16 protein-coding genes are annotated in these 18,362 nt (G+C 71.0%); 11 read left to right on the top strand and 5 right to left on the bottom strand.

What is annotated here, in order from left to right; translation table 11 throughout:
• Window positions 1-34 precede the first annotated feature (34 nt).
• From F1734_RS09565 to F1734_RS09605, 9 genes are all read left to right on the top strand, one after another.
• Window positions 35-1,222 carry an acyl-CoA dehydrogenase family protein gene (locus tag F1734_RS09565; protein WP_017681883.1) on the top strand — a complete coding sequence of 396 codons (1,188 nt, stop codon included), beginning with the start codon at window positions 35-37 and terminating at the stop codon, window positions 1,220-1,222.
• A complete protein-coding gene (locus F1734_RS09570) occupies window positions 1,219-2,472 on the top strand; it encodes a CaiB/BaiF CoA transferase family protein (protein ID WP_010592364.1) in 1,254 nt (417 codons plus the stop codon). The genes F1734_RS09565 and F1734_RS09570 overlap by 4 nt, the downstream gene beginning before the upstream one ends.
• The gene (locus tag F1734_RS09575; protein ID WP_048773081.1) at window positions 2,469-3,650 is read left to right on the top strand and encodes a mandelate racemase/muconate lactonizing enzyme family protein; all 1,182 of its coding nucleotides are present in this window, start codon (window positions 2,469-2,471) and stop codon (window positions 3,648-3,650) included. Before F1734_RS09570 ends, F1734_RS09575 begins: the two co-directional genes overlap by 4 nt.
• Window positions 3,651-3,724: 74 nt before the next feature.
• On the top strand, window positions 3,725-4,864 hold the full coding sequence (locus F1734_RS09580) for a CaiB/BaiF CoA transferase family protein (protein ID WP_017681881.1): 1,140 nt from the start codon (window positions 3,725-3,727) through the stop codon (window positions 4,862-4,864).
• Between the two features lie 301 nt (window positions 4,865-5,165).
• The gene (locus tag F1734_RS09585; protein WP_203011560.1) at window positions 5,166-6,626 is read left to right on the top strand and encodes a benzaldehyde dehydrogenase; all 1,461 of its coding nucleotides are present in this window, start codon (window positions 5,166-5,168) and stop codon (window positions 6,624-6,626) included.
• 51 nt (window positions 6,627-6,677) lie between these two features.
• Complete coding sequence (locus F1734_RS09590) at window positions 6,678-8,003, top strand: MFS transporter (RefSeq protein WP_017681879.1); 1,326 nt, start codon at window positions 6,678-6,680, stop codon at window positions 8,001-8,003.
• A gap of 221 nt (window positions 8,004-8,224) precedes the next feature.
• The gene (locus tag F1734_RS09595) at window positions 8,225-9,160 is read left to right on the top strand and encodes a LysR family transcriptional regulator (protein ID WP_040275651.1); all 936 of its coding nucleotides are present in this window, start codon (window positions 8,225-8,227) and stop codon (window positions 9,158-9,160) included.
• 134 nt (window positions 9,161-9,294) lie between these two features.
• Window positions 9,295-10,635: an MFS transporter gene (locus F1734_RS09600; RefSeq protein WP_017681877.1), complete on the top strand. Its 1,341-nt coding sequence runs from the start codon at window positions 9,295-9,297 to the stop codon at window positions 10,633-10,635.
• A gap of 3 nt (window positions 10,636-10,638) precedes the next feature.
• Complete coding sequence (locus tag F1734_RS09605) at window positions 10,639-12,561, top strand: FAD-dependent monooxygenase (protein WP_203011561.1); 1,923 nt, start codon at window positions 10,639-10,641, stop codon at window positions 12,559-12,561.
• A gap of 59 nt (window positions 12,562-12,620) precedes the next feature.
• On the opposite strand, the gene F1734_RS09610 is transcribed toward F1734_RS09605, so the two are convergent.
• From F1734_RS09610 to F1734_RS09630, 5 genes are all read right to left on the bottom strand, one after another.
• Window positions 12,621-13,640 (bottom strand): alpha/beta hydrolase, encoded by a 1,020-nt coding sequence (locus F1734_RS09610; RefSeq protein WP_203011562.1) that lies wholly within the window; start codon window positions 13,638-13,640, stop codon window positions 12,621-12,623.
• A 421-nt stretch (window positions 13,641-14,061) separates the two neighbouring features.
• On the bottom strand, window positions 14,062-14,592 hold the full coding sequence (locus F1734_RS09615; RefSeq protein ID WP_010592355.1) for a flavodoxin domain-containing protein: 531 nt from the start codon (window positions 14,590-14,592) through the stop codon (window positions 14,062-14,064).
• Between the two features lie 57 nt (window positions 14,593-14,649).
• The gene (locus F1734_RS09620; RefSeq protein ID WP_238424135.1) at window positions 14,650-15,498 is read right to left on the bottom strand and encodes an alpha/beta fold hydrolase; all 849 of its coding nucleotides are present in this window, start codon (window positions 15,496-15,498) and stop codon (window positions 14,650-14,652) included.
• Complete coding sequence (locus tag F1734_RS09625) at window positions 15,495-16,016, bottom strand: flavodoxin domain-containing protein (protein WP_010592353.1); 522 nt, start codon at window positions 16,014-16,016, stop codon at window positions 15,495-15,497. Before F1734_RS09625 ends, F1734_RS09620 begins: the two co-directional genes overlap by 4 nt.
• Window positions 16,017-16,097: 81 nt before the next feature.
• Window positions 16,098-16,751 carry an SDR family oxidoreductase gene (locus tag F1734_RS09630; protein WP_010592352.1) on the bottom strand — a complete coding sequence of 218 codons (654 nt, stop codon included), beginning with the start codon at window positions 16,749-16,751 and terminating at the stop codon, window positions 16,098-16,100.
• A 158-nt stretch (window positions 16,752-16,909) separates the two neighbouring features.
• Here F1734_RS09630 and F1734_RS09635 point away from each other — a divergent pair, with 158 nt between their 5' ends.
• Both F1734_RS09635 and F1734_RS09640 read left to right on the top strand, forming a co-directional pair.
• Window positions 16,910-17,617, top strand: a complete 708-nt coding sequence (locus F1734_RS09635) for a type 1 glutamine amidotransferase (protein ID WP_203011563.1) — start codon at window positions 16,910-16,912, stop codon at window positions 17,615-17,617.
• A gap of 88 nt (window positions 17,618-17,705) precedes the next feature.
• Window positions 17,706-18,353: a dihydrofolate reductase family protein gene (locus F1734_RS09640; protein WP_010592350.1), complete on the top strand. Its 648-nt coding sequence runs from the start codon at window positions 17,706-17,708 to the stop codon at window positions 18,351-18,353.
• Window positions 18,354-18,362 lie beyond the last annotated feature (9 nt).

Below are 18,362 nucleotides of genomic sequence, written 5' to 3' on the forward strand. Positions count from 1 at the left end.
GCGCTGATTCACAACCACTTCGAGGAGATCGATCATGTCTGCCACGGACGCCCTGCACCCGCCGGTTCTCTTCGCGCCGGAATACGAGGAGTTCGCCCAGTGGGTCCGAGAGTTCGCGGCACCGCACGCCGAGAGCTACCTCGAACGCGCCCACCGCGAGGAGTTCCCGTGGGATCTCGCCGAGAAGATGGCCGCGCAGGGCCTTCTCGGGCTCGGCGTCTCCGAGGAGAACGGCGGCCAGGGCCGCATCGGCGAGGTGCTCACCAAGACCCACCTCGGCATCGCCCACGAGGAACTGGCCTACTCGAACTTCTATCTCACCCAGCTCGCCTACACGAACAACCTCACCGGCCCGCTGCTCGAGCGCTTCCTCGCCCCCGAGGTCGCGAAGGACTGGGTGCGCGGCATCGTCGAGGGCCGCCACGTCGTCGCCCTCGGCCTGACCGAGCCGGGCAGCGGCTCGGACGCGATGGCCATGCGCGCCAAGGCAGAGAAGGTCGACGGCGGCTGGAAGCTCAACGGCGAGAAGACGTCCATCACCTTCGCTCCGCACGCCAAGGCGATGATCACGTTCGTCAAGGCCCGCGGCGCCACCCCGGAGGAATCCGGCGTCACCGCCTTCCTCGTGCCCCTCGACGCCGAGGGTGTGAGCATGCAGAAGTTCCCGGACGCCGGCTGGAAGCCGCTCGGCCGGGCCGGGGTGTTCCTCGACGACGTGTTCGTCCCGGACGAGTACGTCATCGGTGGTGTCGGCAACGGATTCCGGCTCGTCATGAGCGAATTCGACTACACCCGCTCGGTCATCGGCCTGATGTCGACCGGCGTCGCCCGCAAGGCCCTCGACATCACCATCGACTACGTCAAGTCCCGCAAGGCATTCGGTAGGCCGGTCTCCTCGTTCCAGGGGGTGTCCTTCCCGATCGCCGAGAACGCCACCAAGCTCGAGGCGGCCCGCTGGCTCACCTACCGCGCCCTCTCCCTCGCCGACGCCGGCAAGCCCTTCACCAAGGAGGCCGCGATGACCAAGCTCTACGCCACCGAGGTCTCGCTGCAGACCATCCGGGACTGCATCGTCGCCCACGGCCACAGCGGCTTCGCCGAGGAACTGCCGCTGCAGGCCATGCTGCGCGACGTCTCCGGCCTCGAGATCGGCGAGGGCACCCCGCAGATCCAGAAGGTCGTCATCGGCCGCGCGCTGCTCGGGCGGGAGGCCACCGCATGAACACCACTGCCCGCCGCGCCCTCGACGGGGTGCGGGTCGTCGACCTCACCCAGGCCCTCGCCGGGCCGTTCTGCACGTCGCTGCTCGCCGACCAGGGCGCCGACGTGATCAAGGTGGAACCGCCGCGCGGCGACTTCCTCCGCTACGCCGGCCCGTTCGCCTCCGACGACGAACCCCGCGACTACGGCGGGGTGTTCCAGTCGGCCAATCGCAACAAGCGGTCGCTCGTGCTGGACCTGAAGAAGCCCGAGGCCCGCGACGTGCTGCTGCGCCTGATCGACGACGCCGACATCGTCGTCGAGAACTTCACCGCCGGCGTCATGGACCGCTTCGGTCTCGACTACGACACCCTCGCGGCCCGCAATCCCCGCCTGGTCTACGCCTCGATCCGCGGCTTCGGCGACAAGACGGGCGGGCACAGCCCCTACCGGGACTGGCCGGCCTTCGACATCGTCGCGCAGGCCATGGGCGGTCTGATGTCCATCACCGGGACCGACGCCGCGCACCCCGTCCGGGTGGGATCCGGTGTGGGAGATACCGTTCCGGGATTGTTCGCCGCGTTCGGCATCCTCGCCGCGCTGCGGGACGCCGAGCGCACCGGGCAGGGCCAGTACGTCGACGTCGCCATGGCCGACGCCGTGCTCGCGATCTCCGAGGTCGTGGTCAACACCTACGGCCACACCGGTCAGGTCCCCGGGCCGCTCGGCAACCAGCTGCAGGGATTCGCGCCGTTCGACACGGTGCAGGCGAAGGACGGCGTCGTCGCGCTCGGCGCCCCGCACAATCCGCAGTGGGCCAAGCTCGCCGCCGTCATGGGTCAGCCGGAACTCGTCGACGACCCCCGGTTCGCCACGGACCACGACCGGTGGCTCAACCGCGACGCCGTCTACGAGGTGGTCAACGCCTGGACCCGCACCCACACCGTCGCCGAACTCGTCGAGTTGCTCGGCGGCAAGGTGCCGCTCGGCCCGATCCTCGACGCCGCGGACATCTTCGCGGACCCCCACTTCCGGGCCCGCGACATGCTGCCGACCGTCACGCACCCGCACGACGGCCGCGCGGTCACCGTCCCCGGCATCCCTGCCAAGCTCTCCCACACCCCGGGCACGATCGAGCGCCGCGCTCCGCTCGTCGGCGAGCACACCGTCGAGATCCTCCGCGAGGCCGGCCTCGACACCGCAGAACTCACGGCTCTGGCCGACGCCGGCGCCACCGTCATTCCTTCGTCTGCTCAGGAGCACGTCGCATGATCATCACCAAGGTCGAACTGATCCCGGTCTCCACCCCGCTCGTCAAGCCGTTCATCATGCCGGGAACCCGGATCACCCACATCCATTCCGTCGTGCTGAAGCTGCACACCGACGAGGGAATCGTCGGCTACGGCGACAGCGGCGACACCTCCACCTGGTACCGGGGGGAGACCCAGGAGTCGATGACGGCGATGATCGCCAACCACATCGCCCCGGCATTCCTGATCGGCCAGGATCCGCTCAACATCGAGAAGATCGTCGGGCAGATGGACACGTTCGTCCGCGACAACAACCAGGCCAAGGCGCTCGTCGACTTCGCGCTGCACGACCTCAAGGGCAAGGCGCTGGGCGTACCGGTGTACCAGCTGCTCGGCGGCAAGAACGCCGAGGCTTCCGTGCAGGGCTGGGTCGCGTCCGCCGGACCGGTCGACCAGGTGGTCGCCGAGGCCGTCCAGGCCCACGAGAACGGCTTCTGCCTGATCAAGCTCAAGTCCGACGGCAACTCCGACCACGACGTGGACAACGTCCGCGAGGTCCGGGCCGCACTCGGTGACTCGGCGCGGATCGTGGTCGACGCCAACGGCTTCTGGAACTACGATCAGGCCCTGAAGACGATGCGCCGGCTCGACCGGTACGGCATGGAGTGCATCGAGCAGCCCGTCCCGCACTGGGACATCGAGGGCATGGCGCGCCTGCGCACCCGCATCGACACGCCGATCTTCGCCGACGAGTCCGCGCAGGAGCTGCACAACATCCGGGAGATCATCGAACGTCGCGCGGCCGACGGGTTGTTCATCAAGATGCAGAAGGCCGGCGGCCTGCTCAAGGCGCAGCGCTGGCTGACGATGGCCCGCCTCGCCGACATGGCCGTCATGAGCGGGTGCATGATCGGCTCGGGCCTCGAGGCCAGTCCCTCGGCGCACCTGATGATCGCCAACAACTGGGCCTCGCAGTTCACCCACGAGAATCTCGGTCCGCTGATCATCAACAACCAGTGGGAGAACGCCGAGCAGACGATCACGCAGGACATCGCCCTGAACGTCCCGGTCTTCTCCGACGGCAAGCTCTACCCGAACGAGGGGCCGGGCTTCGGGATCGAACTCAACGAGGAGTTCATCGCCACCCACATCACCGAGGGCAAGCAGACCGTCACCGTCGGCGAACTCGTCGGAGTCTAGACGGTAACGAACCCCTGGCCGGCGGCCGTGTCGTGTGCCGCCGGCCGCACCCTCACCTGCAGGAGTAGATCACGATGACCGAATCTCGGCAGGGCCCGCTGGCCGGACTGAAGGTCGTGGAACTGGCGGGACTCGGTCCCGCGCCGTTCGCCGCGATGTTCCTCGCCGACCAGGGCGCCGACGTCGTGCGCGTCGAACGCACCGGCGCCGGGTTCACCATGCCCATCGACCCGCGGCTGGACACTCTCCAACGCGGCAAACGGATGATCGCCGCCGACCTGAAGGACCCCGACGGGCTCGCCACCGTGCTCGCGCTGGCCGAGAAGGCCGACGTGCTGATCGAGGGCTACCGGCCCGGCGTCACCGAGCGCCTGGGTCTGGGCCCCGAGGACTGCTGGGCGCGCAACCCGAAACTGGTCTACGGCCGGATGACCGGCTGGGGGCAGGACGGGCCCCTCGCGCAGCGTGCCGGGCACGACCCCACCTATCAGGCCCTGGTCGGATCGCTGCACGCGATCGGCCGGGCCGGGGGACCGCCACAGCTGCCCCTCAGTCTGGTCGGCGATTTCGGCGGCGGCGCAATGTATCTCGTGTCCGGCATTCTCGCCGCCCTGTGGGAGGTGCAGCGCTCCGGGCGCGGTCAGGTCGTCGATGCCGCGATCGTCGACGGCGTCGCACACCTGATGGCCAACCCGTACTCGATGCTCGCCGGCGGCGCATGGAACGACGAGCGCGGCACCAATCTCATCGACTCCGGGGCACCGTTCGTCGACGTGTACGAGACCTCCGACGGGCGGCACGTCGCGGTCGCGGCCCTCGAACCGCCGTTCTACGCGCGGCTTCTCGCGGGCCTCGGCCTCGACGCGGACGGTGCGCTGCCGGGGCAGTGGGACCGCCGGCGCTGGCCGGAGCTGCGCGCGCGGATCGCCGGCGTGTTCGCCACCCGCCCCCGCGACGAGTGGGCGGCGATCTTCCGGGACACCGATGCGTGTGTCGCGCCGATCCTCTCGATGACCGAGGCGCCCGCGGACGCACACCTCACCGCCCGGGGCACCTTCCTGTACCGGGACGGTCACCCCGAACCTGCGCCCGCGCCCCGCTTCTCGCGTACACCGGCGGGCCGGCCCACGGCCCCGCCCGTGCCCGGGCAGGACGATCCGGATGAGATCCTGCGCACCTGGGGCGTTCTCGACCCGGCCGTGCCGAGTTCCTGACCTGCCTACTCGGCCGATCCGCGGGCGGCGACCGGCTCCGGTGCCGCCCGCGGTCCCGCATGTCGCCGTTGTTGAGCAGACCTGGGGAATATCACCGGCTAATTCTGCTTTTCACGTCAATGTGACGTGACCCATACTTCAGGGGCCGAACGGAGAGCTCGCTCCACCGAGCGAGCGCCCAGCCCGCACCGTGCGGCCCGCACTGTCCGGCCGTCTCGGCCGTCCCTTCACCCGCAATCGCGCCCGCCGCGTCCCGCGTCGCCCGCCGGCCGGTCCGGCACCCGTACACAAGGAGTTCGTGATGGCCCTTCTCGACGAATCCATCTGGCAGGGAAAAATCTTCACCGGGGACTGGACCCCCGGCGGGGGCGGTGAGATCAAGGTCGTCGAACCGGCGACCGGCGCGACGCTCGGCAGCGCCGGCCTCGCCGACGAGGGGGACCTCGAGCGCGCGGTCGACCGTGCCGTCGCGGCCCAGGGCGACTGGGCGGCCCGCCCGCACACCGAGCGTGCCGCGGTCATGCGCCGGGCCGGCGTCCTGTGGCAGCAGCACGCCGACGAGATCGAGCGCTGGATCATGCGCGAGTCCGGCTCCCTGCGTCCCAAGGCGCAGCTCGAGACGCACGTCGCGGCGCAGGAGTGCTACGAGGGTGCGGCCCTGCCCTCCCATGCGCTCGGCGAGATCCTGCCCAGCGAGGCACCGCGTCTGAGCATGTCGAAGCGGGTCCCCGTCGGGGTCGTCGGTGTCATCGCGCCGTTCAACTTCCCGTTGATCCTCGCGATCCGTTCCGTCGCGCCGGCGCTGGCCCTCGGCAACGCCGTGATCCTCAAGCCCGACCCGCGTACCGCGGTCTGCGGCGGCGTGGCGCTCGCCCGCATCTTCGAGCAGGCGGGCCTGCCGGCCGGGGTGCTGTCCGTGCTGCCCGCCGGCGCCGACGTCGGCGCCGCGCTCGTCGACGACCCGCGGGTGCCGGTGATCTCCTTCACCGGTTCCACCCCGGCCGGCCGGGCCGTCGGTGCCGCCGCCTCCCGCAACCTCAAGAAGGTCCACCCCGAACTCGGCGGCAACTCCGCGATCGTCGTGCTCGACGACGCCGACCTCGCCGCCACCGTCTCGGCCGGTGCCGCCGGATCCTTCCTGCACCAGGGCCAGGTGTGCATGACCACCGGCCGGCACATCGTGCACGAGTCCGTCTACGACGAGTACGTCGCCCAGCTCGCCGCCAAGGCCGAGGCACTGCCCGTCGGCGACCCCGTCACCGAGCAGGTCGCGCTCGGGCCGATCATCGACCAGGGTCAGCTCGAGAAGATTCATGCCCTGGTCACCGCGTCGGTCGATGCCGGCGCCCGGCTCGTCGCCGGCGGCACCTACGAGGGCCTGTTCTACCGGCCCACCGTCCTCGCCGACGTCCCGGCCGGTGCGCCCGCCTACGCCCAAGAGGTGTTCGGGCCCGTCGCTCCGGTCGTGAAGTTCTCGACCCTCGACGAGGCGGTGGCGCTGGCCACCGACACCGACTACGGGCTCTCGCTCGGCATCTTCACCCGCGACGTCGGCAAGGGTCTCGCGCTCGCGGACCGGATCCCCACCGGCATCGCCCACATCAACGACCAGACCGTCGGCGACGAGGCCAACATCCCGTTCGGCGGTCTCGGCGCCTCCGGCAACGGCGCCCGCTTCGGCGGTGCCGCCAACAGCATCGAAGCGTTCACCGAGTCGCGCTGGATCACCGTCAGCCGCGACGTGCCCGCTTACCCCTTCTGAGCGGCACCGCCGACCGGATCTAGCATCGTCCTCGCAAAGTAAGGACCCACCATGACCCTCGCTGACCCAGAACGCACGGCCGTCGCCGCACCGGCGGAGCGGAACAAGGACATCCGTCGCGTCGTCTTCTCGAGCTACCTCGGGAGCACCGTCGAGTTCTACGACTTCATCCTCTACGCGACCGCCTCCGCGCTCGTGTTCGGTCCGGTGTTCTTCGCGAACCTGAGCCCCGGCCTCGCGCTGATCGCCTCGTATGCGACGTTCGCCATCGGCTACCTGTCCCGTCCGCTCGGCGGCATCGTCTTCGGCCACTTCGGCGACCGCGTCGGCCGCAAGAAGATGCTCATGCTGTCGATGACGATCATGGGCGTCGCCTCGTTCCTCATCGGCCTCGTCCCGGCGATCCCCACCTGGGGCGCGGTGATGCTGATCCTGCTGCGCGCCGTGCAGGGCATCGCGATCGGCGGCGAGTGGGGCGGGGCGGCGCTGATGTCGCTCGAACACGTCAAGGGCCGCAACCGCGGTTTCGCGGCGGCGTTCACCAACGCCGGCGGACCCACCGGCGCCGTGCTCGGCACGGTCGCCCTCTCGCTCGCCGCCCAGCTGCCGGAGGACGACTTCCTCTCGTGGGGCTGGCGCATCCCGTTCCTGTTCTCCGCGGTCCTGCTCGCTGTCGGCTTGTTCGTCCGGGCCCGGATCGCCGAAAGCCCGGTCTTCGAGGAGGCCCTGCGCGCCGCCGAGGAGAAGAAGTCCCACACCAAGGAACCCATCCCGCTGCTGACGATCGTGCGGGCCCCCCGCACCCTGATCCTCGCGGGACTGGTGTGCACCGCGCCGTTCGTGATCCAGGCATTGTTCTCGACGTTCGTGATCAGCTACGCCGCCGAGAACGGCGTGTCGCGCTCGGCCGGCCTCAACGCCTTCGCGATCTGCCAGTTCGTCGCGATCTTCGGCATCCTCGGCGCCGCCCGGCTGTCGGACACCCACGGGCGCAAGCCCGTCATGATGACCGGCTTCGTCGGCATGGTCGTCCTGGCGTGGCCGCTGTTCCAGCTCGCCTCGTCCGGCAACTTCCTGCTGGTCGTGCTGGCCTTCGTGATCGCCTGCTCGGTCCTGCAGTCGCTGACGTTCGGTCCCATGCCGGCGTTCCTCGCCGAGCAGTTCGGCACCCGCGCCCGCTACACCGGCGCGTCGCTCGGCTACCAGATCGGCAGCCTGCTCGGCGCCGGCTTCACCCCGGTCATCGTCGCCGCGCTGTACGCCGGTTCCGGCTCCATCGGCAGCGTGATCGTCTATCTGGTCGCCGGGTGCGCCCTCAGCGCCGTGGTCCTGGCCCTGTTCGTCAAGGAGAGCAAGGACGTCGACCTGAGCGCCTGATCCGCGTCACCCGGGGCCGGGCACCGCACCGGTGCCCGGTCCCGCCGCGCGTAGTCGAGATCGGGATGTCGCGCTGCTGCTGCGCACCCGCCGGACCGGCGCGGACCCGGGGAGCGGGAGGTTGCCGCGACCACCGGGCGGTCGCTGCGCCATCCGTCGAGTGGCACCGGCGACAACCTCCCGCTGGGGACGGAAGGCTCCCGCTCGATACCGTTGCCTGCATGACCCGGCCCGACGCGGTTCCCACCTTCACCATGCGTCAGCTGGCGGCGTTCGTCGCCGTCGCCGAGACGGGAACGATCAGCGGCGCCGCCGAGCGGCTGCACCTGTCGCAGTCCGCGCTGTCCGCGGCGCTCACCGACCTCGAGAAGTCGCTCCAGACGCAGCTGGCCGTGCGACGGCGGGCGCGGGGCGTGCAGCTGACGGCGATGGGGGAGGCGGTGCTCGCCCGCGCCCGCGTGCTGCTGCACCAGGCGGGCGAACTGCAGGCGGACGCGGTGGGCGCGGGCGGCGGTGTGGCCGGACCCGTCGCCATCGGGTGTTATCCCGCCCTCGGACCGACGGTGCTGCCCGCGCTGCTCGCCGGATTCACCCAGCGCTTCCCGCGGGCGCGGGTCGAGTTCCGGGAGGACACCCAGAACCGGTTGCGCACCCAGCTCGACAACGGCGAACTCGACCTCGCGATCGTCTACGACCTCGAACTGTCCGCGGAATGGCGCAAGGCGACCCTGATGACGCGCGAGCCGACGGTGCTGCTCGGCTCCGACCACCGTCTCGCCGGCGGGGACGGTCCGGTGCGGCTGGCCGATCTGCGCGACGACCCGATGGTGCTGCTCGACGCGCCGCCCAGCAGCAACCACGCGATGGAAGTGTGCCGGGGCGCGGGGTTCGCGCCGCGCGTCGCCTACCGCACCTCCAACTACGAGACGGCGCGAGCCTTCGTCGGCCGTGGTCTCGGGTGGACCCTGCTGCTGCAGCGGCCCCCGCTCGACGTGACGTACGAGAATCTTCCGCTCGTCGTCCGGCCGCTCGTCGACCCGGTTCCGGATTCGGTCGACGTGGTCGTCGCGTGGCATCAGGACTCGATGCTCAGCCGGGTGACACGAGCCTTCATTCACTTCGCGTCCACCGGCGGGGCACCGTCCGCGAGGTCCTGACCTGCGCCGACCCGGAGTACCACGGATTTTCCGGGGAACCAGCGCGAATAGTTGAGCTTTTCAACGGCTTGTGATGGGGGTCATGCTTGCCGGGTCCGCCGTGACGCGGGCCGCATCGTGAAAGGCAAGCATCCATGACGATCACCGCACCGGCACCCTCGCCGGAGGTACTGCAGCGCAAGGCCCGCAAGGCCGCGCTCGGCAGCTTCGTCGGCACCGCGATCGAGTGGTACGACTTCTTCATCTACGGCACCGCCGCGGCCCTCGTGCTCGGGCCGCAGTTCTTCCCCGGAACCTCCGAACTGGCCGGCACCCTCGCCGCCTTCGCGACCCTCGCCGTCGGCTTCGTGGCCCGGCCCATCGGCGGCATCGTCATGGGTCACTTCGGCGATCGCGTCGGCCGCAAGTCGATGCTCGTCACCTCGCTGCTGCTGATGGGCTTCGCGACCGTCGCGATCGGCCTGCTGCCCAACTACGCCGCCATCGGCGTCGCCGCCCCGATCCTGCTGGTGGCCCTGCGCTTCGTTCAGGGCCTCGGCGTCGGCGGCGAATGGGGCGGCGCGGTCCTCGTCGCCACCGAGAACGCCCCGCGCGGCAAGCGCGGCCTCTACGGCGCCGCCCCCCAGATCGGCGTCCCCGCGGGCGTCCTCCTCGCCAATCTCGTCTTCCTGCCGCTGACGGCCGTCCTCGACGACGCCGCCTTCGCGGCCTGGGGCTGGCGCGTGCCGTTCCTGCTCAGCGCCGTCCTCGTCGTCGTCGCCCTGTGGATCCGGCTCGGGCTCGAGGAGAGCGCCGACTTCGAGGCCAGCCGCGACGCGGCCGGTGAGGTCAAGCTCCCGCTCGCCGAGGTCCTCGTCAAGCACTGGAAGACCGTGCTGCTCGCCGGCGGCACCTTCGTCGCCACCAACGGCATCGCCTACGCCTACATGGTCTACGTCCTCAAGTACGGCGAAGCGGAGCTGGGCTTCGGCAAGTCGACGATGCTGTTCCTGCTCATCGCCTCGTGCCCGTTCTGGATGGCCGGCATGGCGATCAGCGCCTACAAGTCCGACATCATCGGCCGGCGCCGGGTCTACATCATCAGCTCGAGCGCCCTCGTGATCGTCGCGGCCCTGTTCTTCCCGCTGATGGACACCGCGATGCTGCCCGTGATGCTCGTCGCGATGGTCGCCCTCGGCTTCGTCCTCGGTGCCTGCGCCGGACCCCAGTCCGCCCTGTTCGCCGAGTTGTTCCCCGCCCACATCCGGTACAGCGGCGCGTCGCTCGGCTACCAGATCGGGGCGATCCTCGGCGGCGGCCTCGCCCCCATCGTGGCGACCTCCCTCTTCGCGGCCTTCGGCACCTCGCTCGCCGTCACCGCGTACTTCGTGCTGATCGCGCTCGTCAGCCTGGTCAGCATCCTCCTTCTCCGTCACCCGCACGACCCGGCGGTCGCGGTGGCGCAGTCCCGTCGGTCCGAGCAGGAAGTGGCCTGAGACATGTCGACCTACTACCAGCCCCGCAAGTACCCCGCCTCCGACTTCGCGTCGATGCAACCCGACGCCGAGGCGCTGCCCGTGGTCGTCGTCGGAGCCGGACCCGTCGGCATGGCCGTCGCCCTCGGCCTCGCCCAGCGCGGCATCCCCGTGACGATCCTCGAGGCGGCAGACCAGGTCTCCTTCGGCAGCCGTGCCATCTGCATCTCCCGGCACAGCCTCGAGGCCGCCGCACGTCTCGGCTTCGGCGCCGAGCTGGAGAAGATCGTCCTGCCCTGGGTCGGCGGCCGCAGCTTCTACCGTGACCAGCAGGTGCTGCACTTCCGGATGCCGCAGCGCGACTTCGACGTGCGACCGCCGATGATCAATGTCTCGCAGTCCGAGTACGAGCAGATCGTCGTCGACACCATCGAGCAGAACCCGCTGATCACCCTGCACTGGCAGGCGAGCATCGCCGGCATCCTGCGCGACGACGACCAGGTGACCCTGGAGGTCGACACCGCCTTCGGCAAGCGCCACCTGCGGGCCGCATGGGTCGTCGCCGCCGACGGCGGCCGCAGCCGCATGCGTGAGCTCGCCGGTCTGCGACTCGAGGGCACCAACTACGAGGGCCGCTACGTCATCGCCGACATCCACTGGGAGTCGGAGCTGCCCGCCGAGCGGATGGTCTGGTTCGATCCGCCCAGCAACCCCGGCTCGACGATCATCATGCACAAGCAGCCGAAGAACATCTGGCGCATCGACTACCAGCTCGATCCGTCCGAGGACGCGGAGATCGAGACCCGCGAGGACGCCATCCGGGCCCGCATCACCGAGCACCTGGACTGGCTGCAGAACGACCTGCCCTGGACGCTCGAGTGGCACGGGTTCTACAGCGCCCGCGCCCTCGCGCTGCGCGAGTTCACCCACGACCGCCTCCTCTTCGCCGGCGACGCCGCGCACCTCGTGCCGATCTTCGGCGTGCGCGGCCTGAACTCCGGCATGGAGGACGCCGAGACCCTGGCCTGGCAGCTCGCCGCCGTCGTCCACGGCAACGCCGACCGCGCGCTGCTGCAGGCGTACTCGATCGAACGACACGACGCGTGGGAGCAGAACGTCGCCAACGCCGGTAAGTCCACGCTCATCATGTCCCCGGGCACCCACGGCTACCGCACCACCCGCGATGCCGTGCTCGCGCTCGCCGTGAACCGCCCCGAATTCGGGGAACTGATCAACCCGCGCCAGTCCAGCGCCACCCACGCCCGCCTGTCGCCGCTGACCTGGCCGGTCGCGGAAGGCCTGACCGGGGTCCTGCCCGGCGACCCCGTCGAGGACCGCCGCGTGCGGGTCGCCACCGCCGGCGGCACCGAGTCGTCGCTCAACGCGGTGCGCGGCAACGGCTTCGCCGTCGTGGGCTTCGGTCTCGACGCCGCCGGCAGCGCCGCGCTCGCGGCGGCCACGGCCGACCTCGCCGCCGCGCTGGCGCCGGAGAGCGTGCGTGCCGTCGTCGTCGGTGCCGATAGTTCCGGTGCCGACGGTTCCGATGATGTCACGGTGCTCGACGCGCCCGACCTGGCCGAGGCGCTGGGCGCCACCCCGGGCGAGGCCTTCGTGATCCGGCCCGACGGGCTGCTGCTGTGCCGGGTGCCGGTCGGCGCCCTGTCCGGTGTCGCCGCCGCACTCCGCGCCGGCACGGCCCCCGAGGGGCCGGCGGTCCCCGCGCGCCCGGCACAGATCCTCACCGAGGACGAGCAGCGTCGTGAGAACGTCTGGCTCGGCCTGTCCGACGCGCTCGACCAGGTCGATCCGTCCGACCGGGAAGGATTTTTGGTGCGGCTCGCGCTGCAGCTCGGGTCGCAGGCCGGTCACCGCGAGTTCGAAGAAGCCATCGCAGCGGCGACCGACACGTCGCCGGTGTCCACCCGGGAACTGGCGCCACAGGCCTGATTCCGGCCGGCGACGGCGCCGGCGCCCGGCGATCCCGGGCGTCGGCGCCGTCGTGTCTCTCAGGCACCCACCGAGGCACCGAGCATGGGCCACGCGCGGTGCAGGTCCTCCTGCCAGTAGCCCCACGAATGGGTACCCACGGGCCGGAAGTCGACGGTGGCCGGGATGCCGAGCTCGGCGAGGCGGCGGGCCAGCTGGTGTGTGCACTCGTTGGTGGCGGCCTCGATGATGCCTCCCACGACGACCTGTTCGGCGAGGTTCGCCGGGTCGCCGCCGACGTTCGGGTGATCGAGCCGGTCGTACGGACCGGGCAGCCCGGTGCCGTTGGACAGGTAGATCTGTGTTCCGCGTAGCTTCTCGGCGTTGACGTACGGGTCGTTCGCCACCCACGCGGGATCGCCCTCGGGTCCCCACATGTTGTCGGTGTCGCCTCCGCCGCGCACCTCGACGACGAGCTCGACGTAGGTCCGGCCGGGACGGGTGCTGGTCTGGGCGCAGCCGCTGAACGCGCCGACCCCGCGGTACAGCCCCGGTGCGGACTGCACGAGGCTCAGGACCGACGTTCCCGACATCGACAGTCCCGCAATGGCATTGGCCCCCGTGGTGCCGAGAGCCGTGTCGACGATCGGCGGCAGCTCGCGGGTCAGGAAGGTCGTCCACTTGTTCCGGCCGAGGACGGGGTCGTCCTGCTTCCAGTCGGTGTAGTAGCTGAACGCGCCGTCGAGCGGCAGCACGACGTTGACGTCCTTGTCGGCGAAGAAGTCGGCCACGTCGGTGCGGTCGAGCCAGGTGAGGGTGCCGCCGTCGCCGCCGCCCGCGCCGGCGAGCAGGTAGAGCACCGGGCGTGGGGCGCCGGTGTTCCGCGGCGTCAGCACGGCCACCGGGATCACGCGCTGCATCGACGCCGAATACACGAACAGGGTGCGCTGCCGGGCGTCGTGCTCCTCGACCCGCTGGATGTACGAGCCGCCGGGATCGGGTTGGGCGGCCGCGGGTGCACCGACGACGAGGGCGGCCCCGGTCAGGACGGCCGCCAGCGCCGCGGTCGTTCGCGAGCGGGACGATCGCGCACGGCGCATGTGAGTCACCTTCGAGGGTCGGCGGGTCCCGGATCTTCGATGCTGCGACGGGAGAGGGTCCGCACGGGGCGTGTGCGGACCCTCGCTTCTCCGATGATCAACTACCGAGACTGTCGAGCAGGCGCTTCAGGATTTCCCCGAGGTCGAGGGAGCCGAGCAATTCCAGAATTTGCGCTGACATGCGAGTCCTTCCGTTCGATGTGCGGGTGTCCGCTCCATGTGTAACACGGGGCGCGGGCGTGTCGCAGGCGTACGAAGATACCGATCAACCTGTTTTGGCGATCGTCGTATATCGTCGCTGTTCAGGGCGTTCCGCCGGTGAAATACAATTTCTGCCGGACCCGCGCGAAGATGCGCCGGAAAATAGCCGAAATGTGCCTTTCGCGTGAAATACGAGGTCGACCGGAAACGTGATTTTCGGCTACGGCCGGTCGATATTCCGGATGATCCGGGCGGCGAAGGCATCGATGTCGGCCCAGTCCCGGTGATCGCCGTATCGGCCGCCGGCGAGGCGGAACACCACCCGGCCCACGATCCCCGGCCACTGCTCCGGCTCGATCGCGCCCGCGAAGGCCCGGTATTCGCGCACCGTCGCCGTCGCCCGCAGCGCCGCCGCCACCTTCGGTTCCTTCATCTTCGGCCGCACCCAGCCGGCGAGCCGCCCGGAGATCATCGCGCTCGTCGCACCGATGGTCTGCACCGAGAACAACCACGCGGGCTTGCCCGCGAGGTGCGCGCGATGCAGATCCGCGAATCGGGCGGCGGGAGCGAGCCACTGCCCGTTGTGCACCGAGCTGCCGAGCACGACGGCGGCATGGGCCGACGGATCGACCGGCTCGGCGAGATCGTGCAGGTCCGCCTCGTGCCCGGCCTCGGTGAGCCGCTGCGCGATCCGTTCCGCCACGCCGCGCGTCGCCCCGTACGCCGTCGTGTACGCGACCAGTACCTTCACGTGCGCTCCCTCCGCCGGCCTGTCCCGATGATCATCCGGCCACGCCGGACGTGCCGATTATCCGGCCGCGACGGAGGGTGGCTGCCACGTCTCGGGGAAGCCCGGCGCGTCGGGCGTGTCGAGGAAGCTCGACGCGTCCCGCACCCACCGGTCGCCGGTCATCACGCCCAGATGGCCCACCCCGGGCCGGACGACGGCTCGTCCCCGCGGCACGGCGGCCGCCACCTCCCGGAACAGGTCGGCGCCGTAGAACCCGTCCCGGTCACCGCCGAGCACCAGCACCGGACACGTCACCTCGGCGAGCCGGGCGGTCACGTCGAACCGGTCCTCGGCGTCGACCACGACGAGGAAATCGTCGTACCCGTGCCGGGCCCCCGACGGCTCGAGCAGCCATCCCAGCACCCACAGCAGCGCGCGCGACCATCGCCGCGCCCCCGTCGTCGCCGCGAGTTCCGCCATCGCCCGCCGCGGGTGCCCCGCCCGCACGGCCGCCGCGGCCCGACGCTGCACGTCGCGGCCCGGGCCGAGGTGGGCCGCCGAGGCCACGAGCACCAGCCGGCGCACCAGCTCCGGATGGTCGAGAGCCAACTGGAGCGCGACGCTGCCGCCGGTCGAGATGCCGAGCGCATCGACCGGACCGGGGAAGCGGCCGGGCATCGCCACCGCGTAGTCGCGGGCGAGATCGGCCATGGTGGTCCCCGGCGGCAGGCCCGGCCGGCGGTTCACCCACCACACCCGCCGCATCGTCGTCCAGGGCGCGATCTGCGCGAGCTGGGTGCGCCGGTCGAAGCCGCGGGGCAGCCGGTGGTGAGTCGACAATCCGGGCATGAACAGCAGGGGCGGGCCCGTCCCGGCGCACAGGTAGGGCATGCCCGAGTCCCAGGCGCCCTCCTGTGTTGCGATCACGCCAGCGCCCGGACGATGCTCCGCGCCCAGTCCTCGATCTCCTGCCAGTCCCGGAAATCTCCTTCGGGCAGCAGCTTCCGGCCGGCAGGAAGCTTGCGCATCACCCGCGCCCCGACCCCGAGCGTCTTCGGGTCCAGCGCGCCGAAGAAGACGTGATGCTCCCGGGGTGCGATCGCATCGGTCAGCTCCGGCAGTTCCCGCGGGGCCGCGCTCTCCCGCACGTTCTGTCCCTGCTCGTCGACCTCCTCGGTGCCGAGCGGTCCGCTGGTGAACAGCCAGACCGGGCGGGCGACGAGCCCGTCGCGGTGCTCGCGGACGAATGCGCTCGCCGCCTTCTCCCAGTGCCCCAGGTACGCGGAACTGCCGACGACGCACGCGTCGTAGTCGTCCACCGAGGTCGCAGCCGGGAGCTGCACCGTGTCCGCCGTGTGCCCCTCCGCCCGGATCACCTCGGCGATCCGCTCCGCGATCCCGGCGGTGGCGCCGTGCCGGCTGGCGTACGCAACGAGAACCTTCATGGTGGTGCCCCTGTCGTCGAGCCGCGATACTGCCGACGGTGTCCACGATCGGCCTCGCCCGCGGCGTCCGTCAAGGGCGGCTCAGCCGAGCGCGTCGAGGACGTCCCCGATCGGGGTGTCCCCGTTGTTGAACTCGATCGTGCGTCGCACCGTCGCGGGCCGGTGCAGTACCGCGGCCGCGACCGCCGCCACATCCGCCCGCGAGACCTGTCCCTTGCCGGCGTCCGGGCCGGTCTCGATCCGGCCGGTCGGCGGATCGAGGGTCAGCGCGCTCGGGCCCAGAATCGTCCAGTCCAGGTCCGTGCCGCGCAGGTGCGCGTCCGCGGCCGCCTTCGCCTCGGCATACGCGTAGAAGCCGTTGTCCTCGGGAACGCCGTGGTCCGGGCCGGCCCCGAAGTACGACACCATCACGTAGCGGCGGACCCCCGCACGCTCGGCCGCGGTCATGGACCCGATCGCCGCGTCGCGGTCCACGGCGTACGTGCGCTGCGGGTTGCCGCCGCCCGCGCCCGCCGACCACACCACCGCGTCGTGCCCCTCGAGCAGCGGCACGAGGTCGTCGACGCCGAGGTGCTCGACGTCGGCCACGACCGGCGTCGCACCTGCGGCGCGCACGTCGTCGGCGTGGTCGGGGTTGCGGATCACCGCGGTCACCTCGTCGCCGGCGTCGGCGAGCAGCCGCTCGAGGTGCAGGGCCACCTTCCCGTGGCCGCCGATGATCACGATCCGTGCCATGTCGAATCCTTCCGTCGCGGGCCCGCCCGTCGGGCCGCCTTCCCCCATCGCACCACGGCGACGGTCGTCGGTGGGGGAGCACCGACGGCGACGTTCGCTCACCGAACGTTCACGCTCCGGGCACCCGCGGGGCAACGTGCAGCGGGCATGCTGAGGCGATGAACCCTGTCGTCCTGGAACTGCGCCACCTCGACTGCGAGGGACCGGCCGCGTATCTGCCGGTGCTCGAGCAGTACGTGCAGGTCCACACCGTGCGGCTCTGGCGCGACCCGGTGCCCGCCGCGCTCGACTACGCCGCCGTCGTGGTCATGGGTGGCCCGATGGGCGTCGCCGACGCCGCGACGGTGCCGTGGCTCGGCGAGGAGATCGCCTACCTGCGGGCGGCCGTGGCCGCCGGCATTCCGGTGTGGGGGGTGTGCCTCGGCGCCCAGCTGCTCGCCGCGGCCCTCGGCGCCGACGTCCACACCGGCCCCGTCCCGGAGGTCGGCGTGGGCGAGGTGGAACTCGCGCACGCCTCGGCCGCCGACCCGGTGTGGGGCGAGCTGCCGTCCACCTTCCCGGTGCTGCAGTGGCACGCCGACACCTTCGACCTGCCGCCGGGCGCCACCCTGCTCGCCTCGTCGCGGGCCTACCCGAACCAGGTGTTCCGGCACAGGAGCAGCTACGGGGTGCAGTTCCATCTCGAGGCCGATGCCGACCAGCTGGCCGACTGGCTCGCGATCGACGAGTACCGGGCGTCGCTGGAGGCGACCCTCGGGGCCGGGGCGGCCGACGCCGTCGCCGCCGACCTGCGGTCGGTGCAGCCCGAGACGCTCGCGCACGCCACCGCCGTGATGAAGCGGTGGCTCGAGACGTACGTCGTGTGAACGGACGGATCCCTCGTGCGCCGATGAGTTTGCCCGCCTCGCGGAGTCCGAACCTGTGCAATGCTGTCGACAGTGCAGGAGGTGCCCGGTGGATCAGCTGGTGAGGGTTCAGAACTTCGCCGTCTCGGGGGACGGTTTCGGAGCCGGGGAAGGCCAGAGCCTCGAGCGGCCGTTCGGGCACGCGGACCCCGGTTCGATGTTCGCGTGGGCCGGCGCGACCGCGAGCTGGCCCAACCGTACCGATCCGGGCGGGAGCCGGGGCCTCGACGACTACTTCACGCGGGACTTCGCCCGCAACATCGGTGCCGAGATCATGGGCCGGAACAAGTTCGGTCCGCAACGGGGGCCGTGGCAGGACCACGACTGGCGCGGCTGGTGGGGCGGCGAACCGCCCTTCCACACCCCGGTGTTCGTGCTGACCCACCATCCGCGACCGTCGTTCACGCTGTCCGACACGACGTTCCACTTCGTCGACGGCGACCCGGCCACGGTCCTCACGCAGGCGCGGGAGGCGGCGCAGGGCAAGGACGTCCGGCTCGGGGGCGGGGCCACCACCATCCGGGAATTCCTCGACGCGGACCTCGTCGACACCATGCACGTGGCGGTCGTACCGGCGGTGCAGCTCGGAGCCGGGGTGCGCCTGTGGGAGTCGCCCGACGAGCTGCTCGATCGGTTCCACCTCGAGGTCGTGCCCAGCCCGAGCGGCGTGATCCACCACCTGTTCTGGCGACGGTGACACCGGGGC

It is taken from the genome of Rhodococcus ruber, assembly GCF_016804345.1.
Classification (GTDB): Bacteria; Actinomycetota; Actinomycetes; order Mycobacteriales; family Mycobacteriaceae; genus Rhodococcus; species Rhodococcus ruber.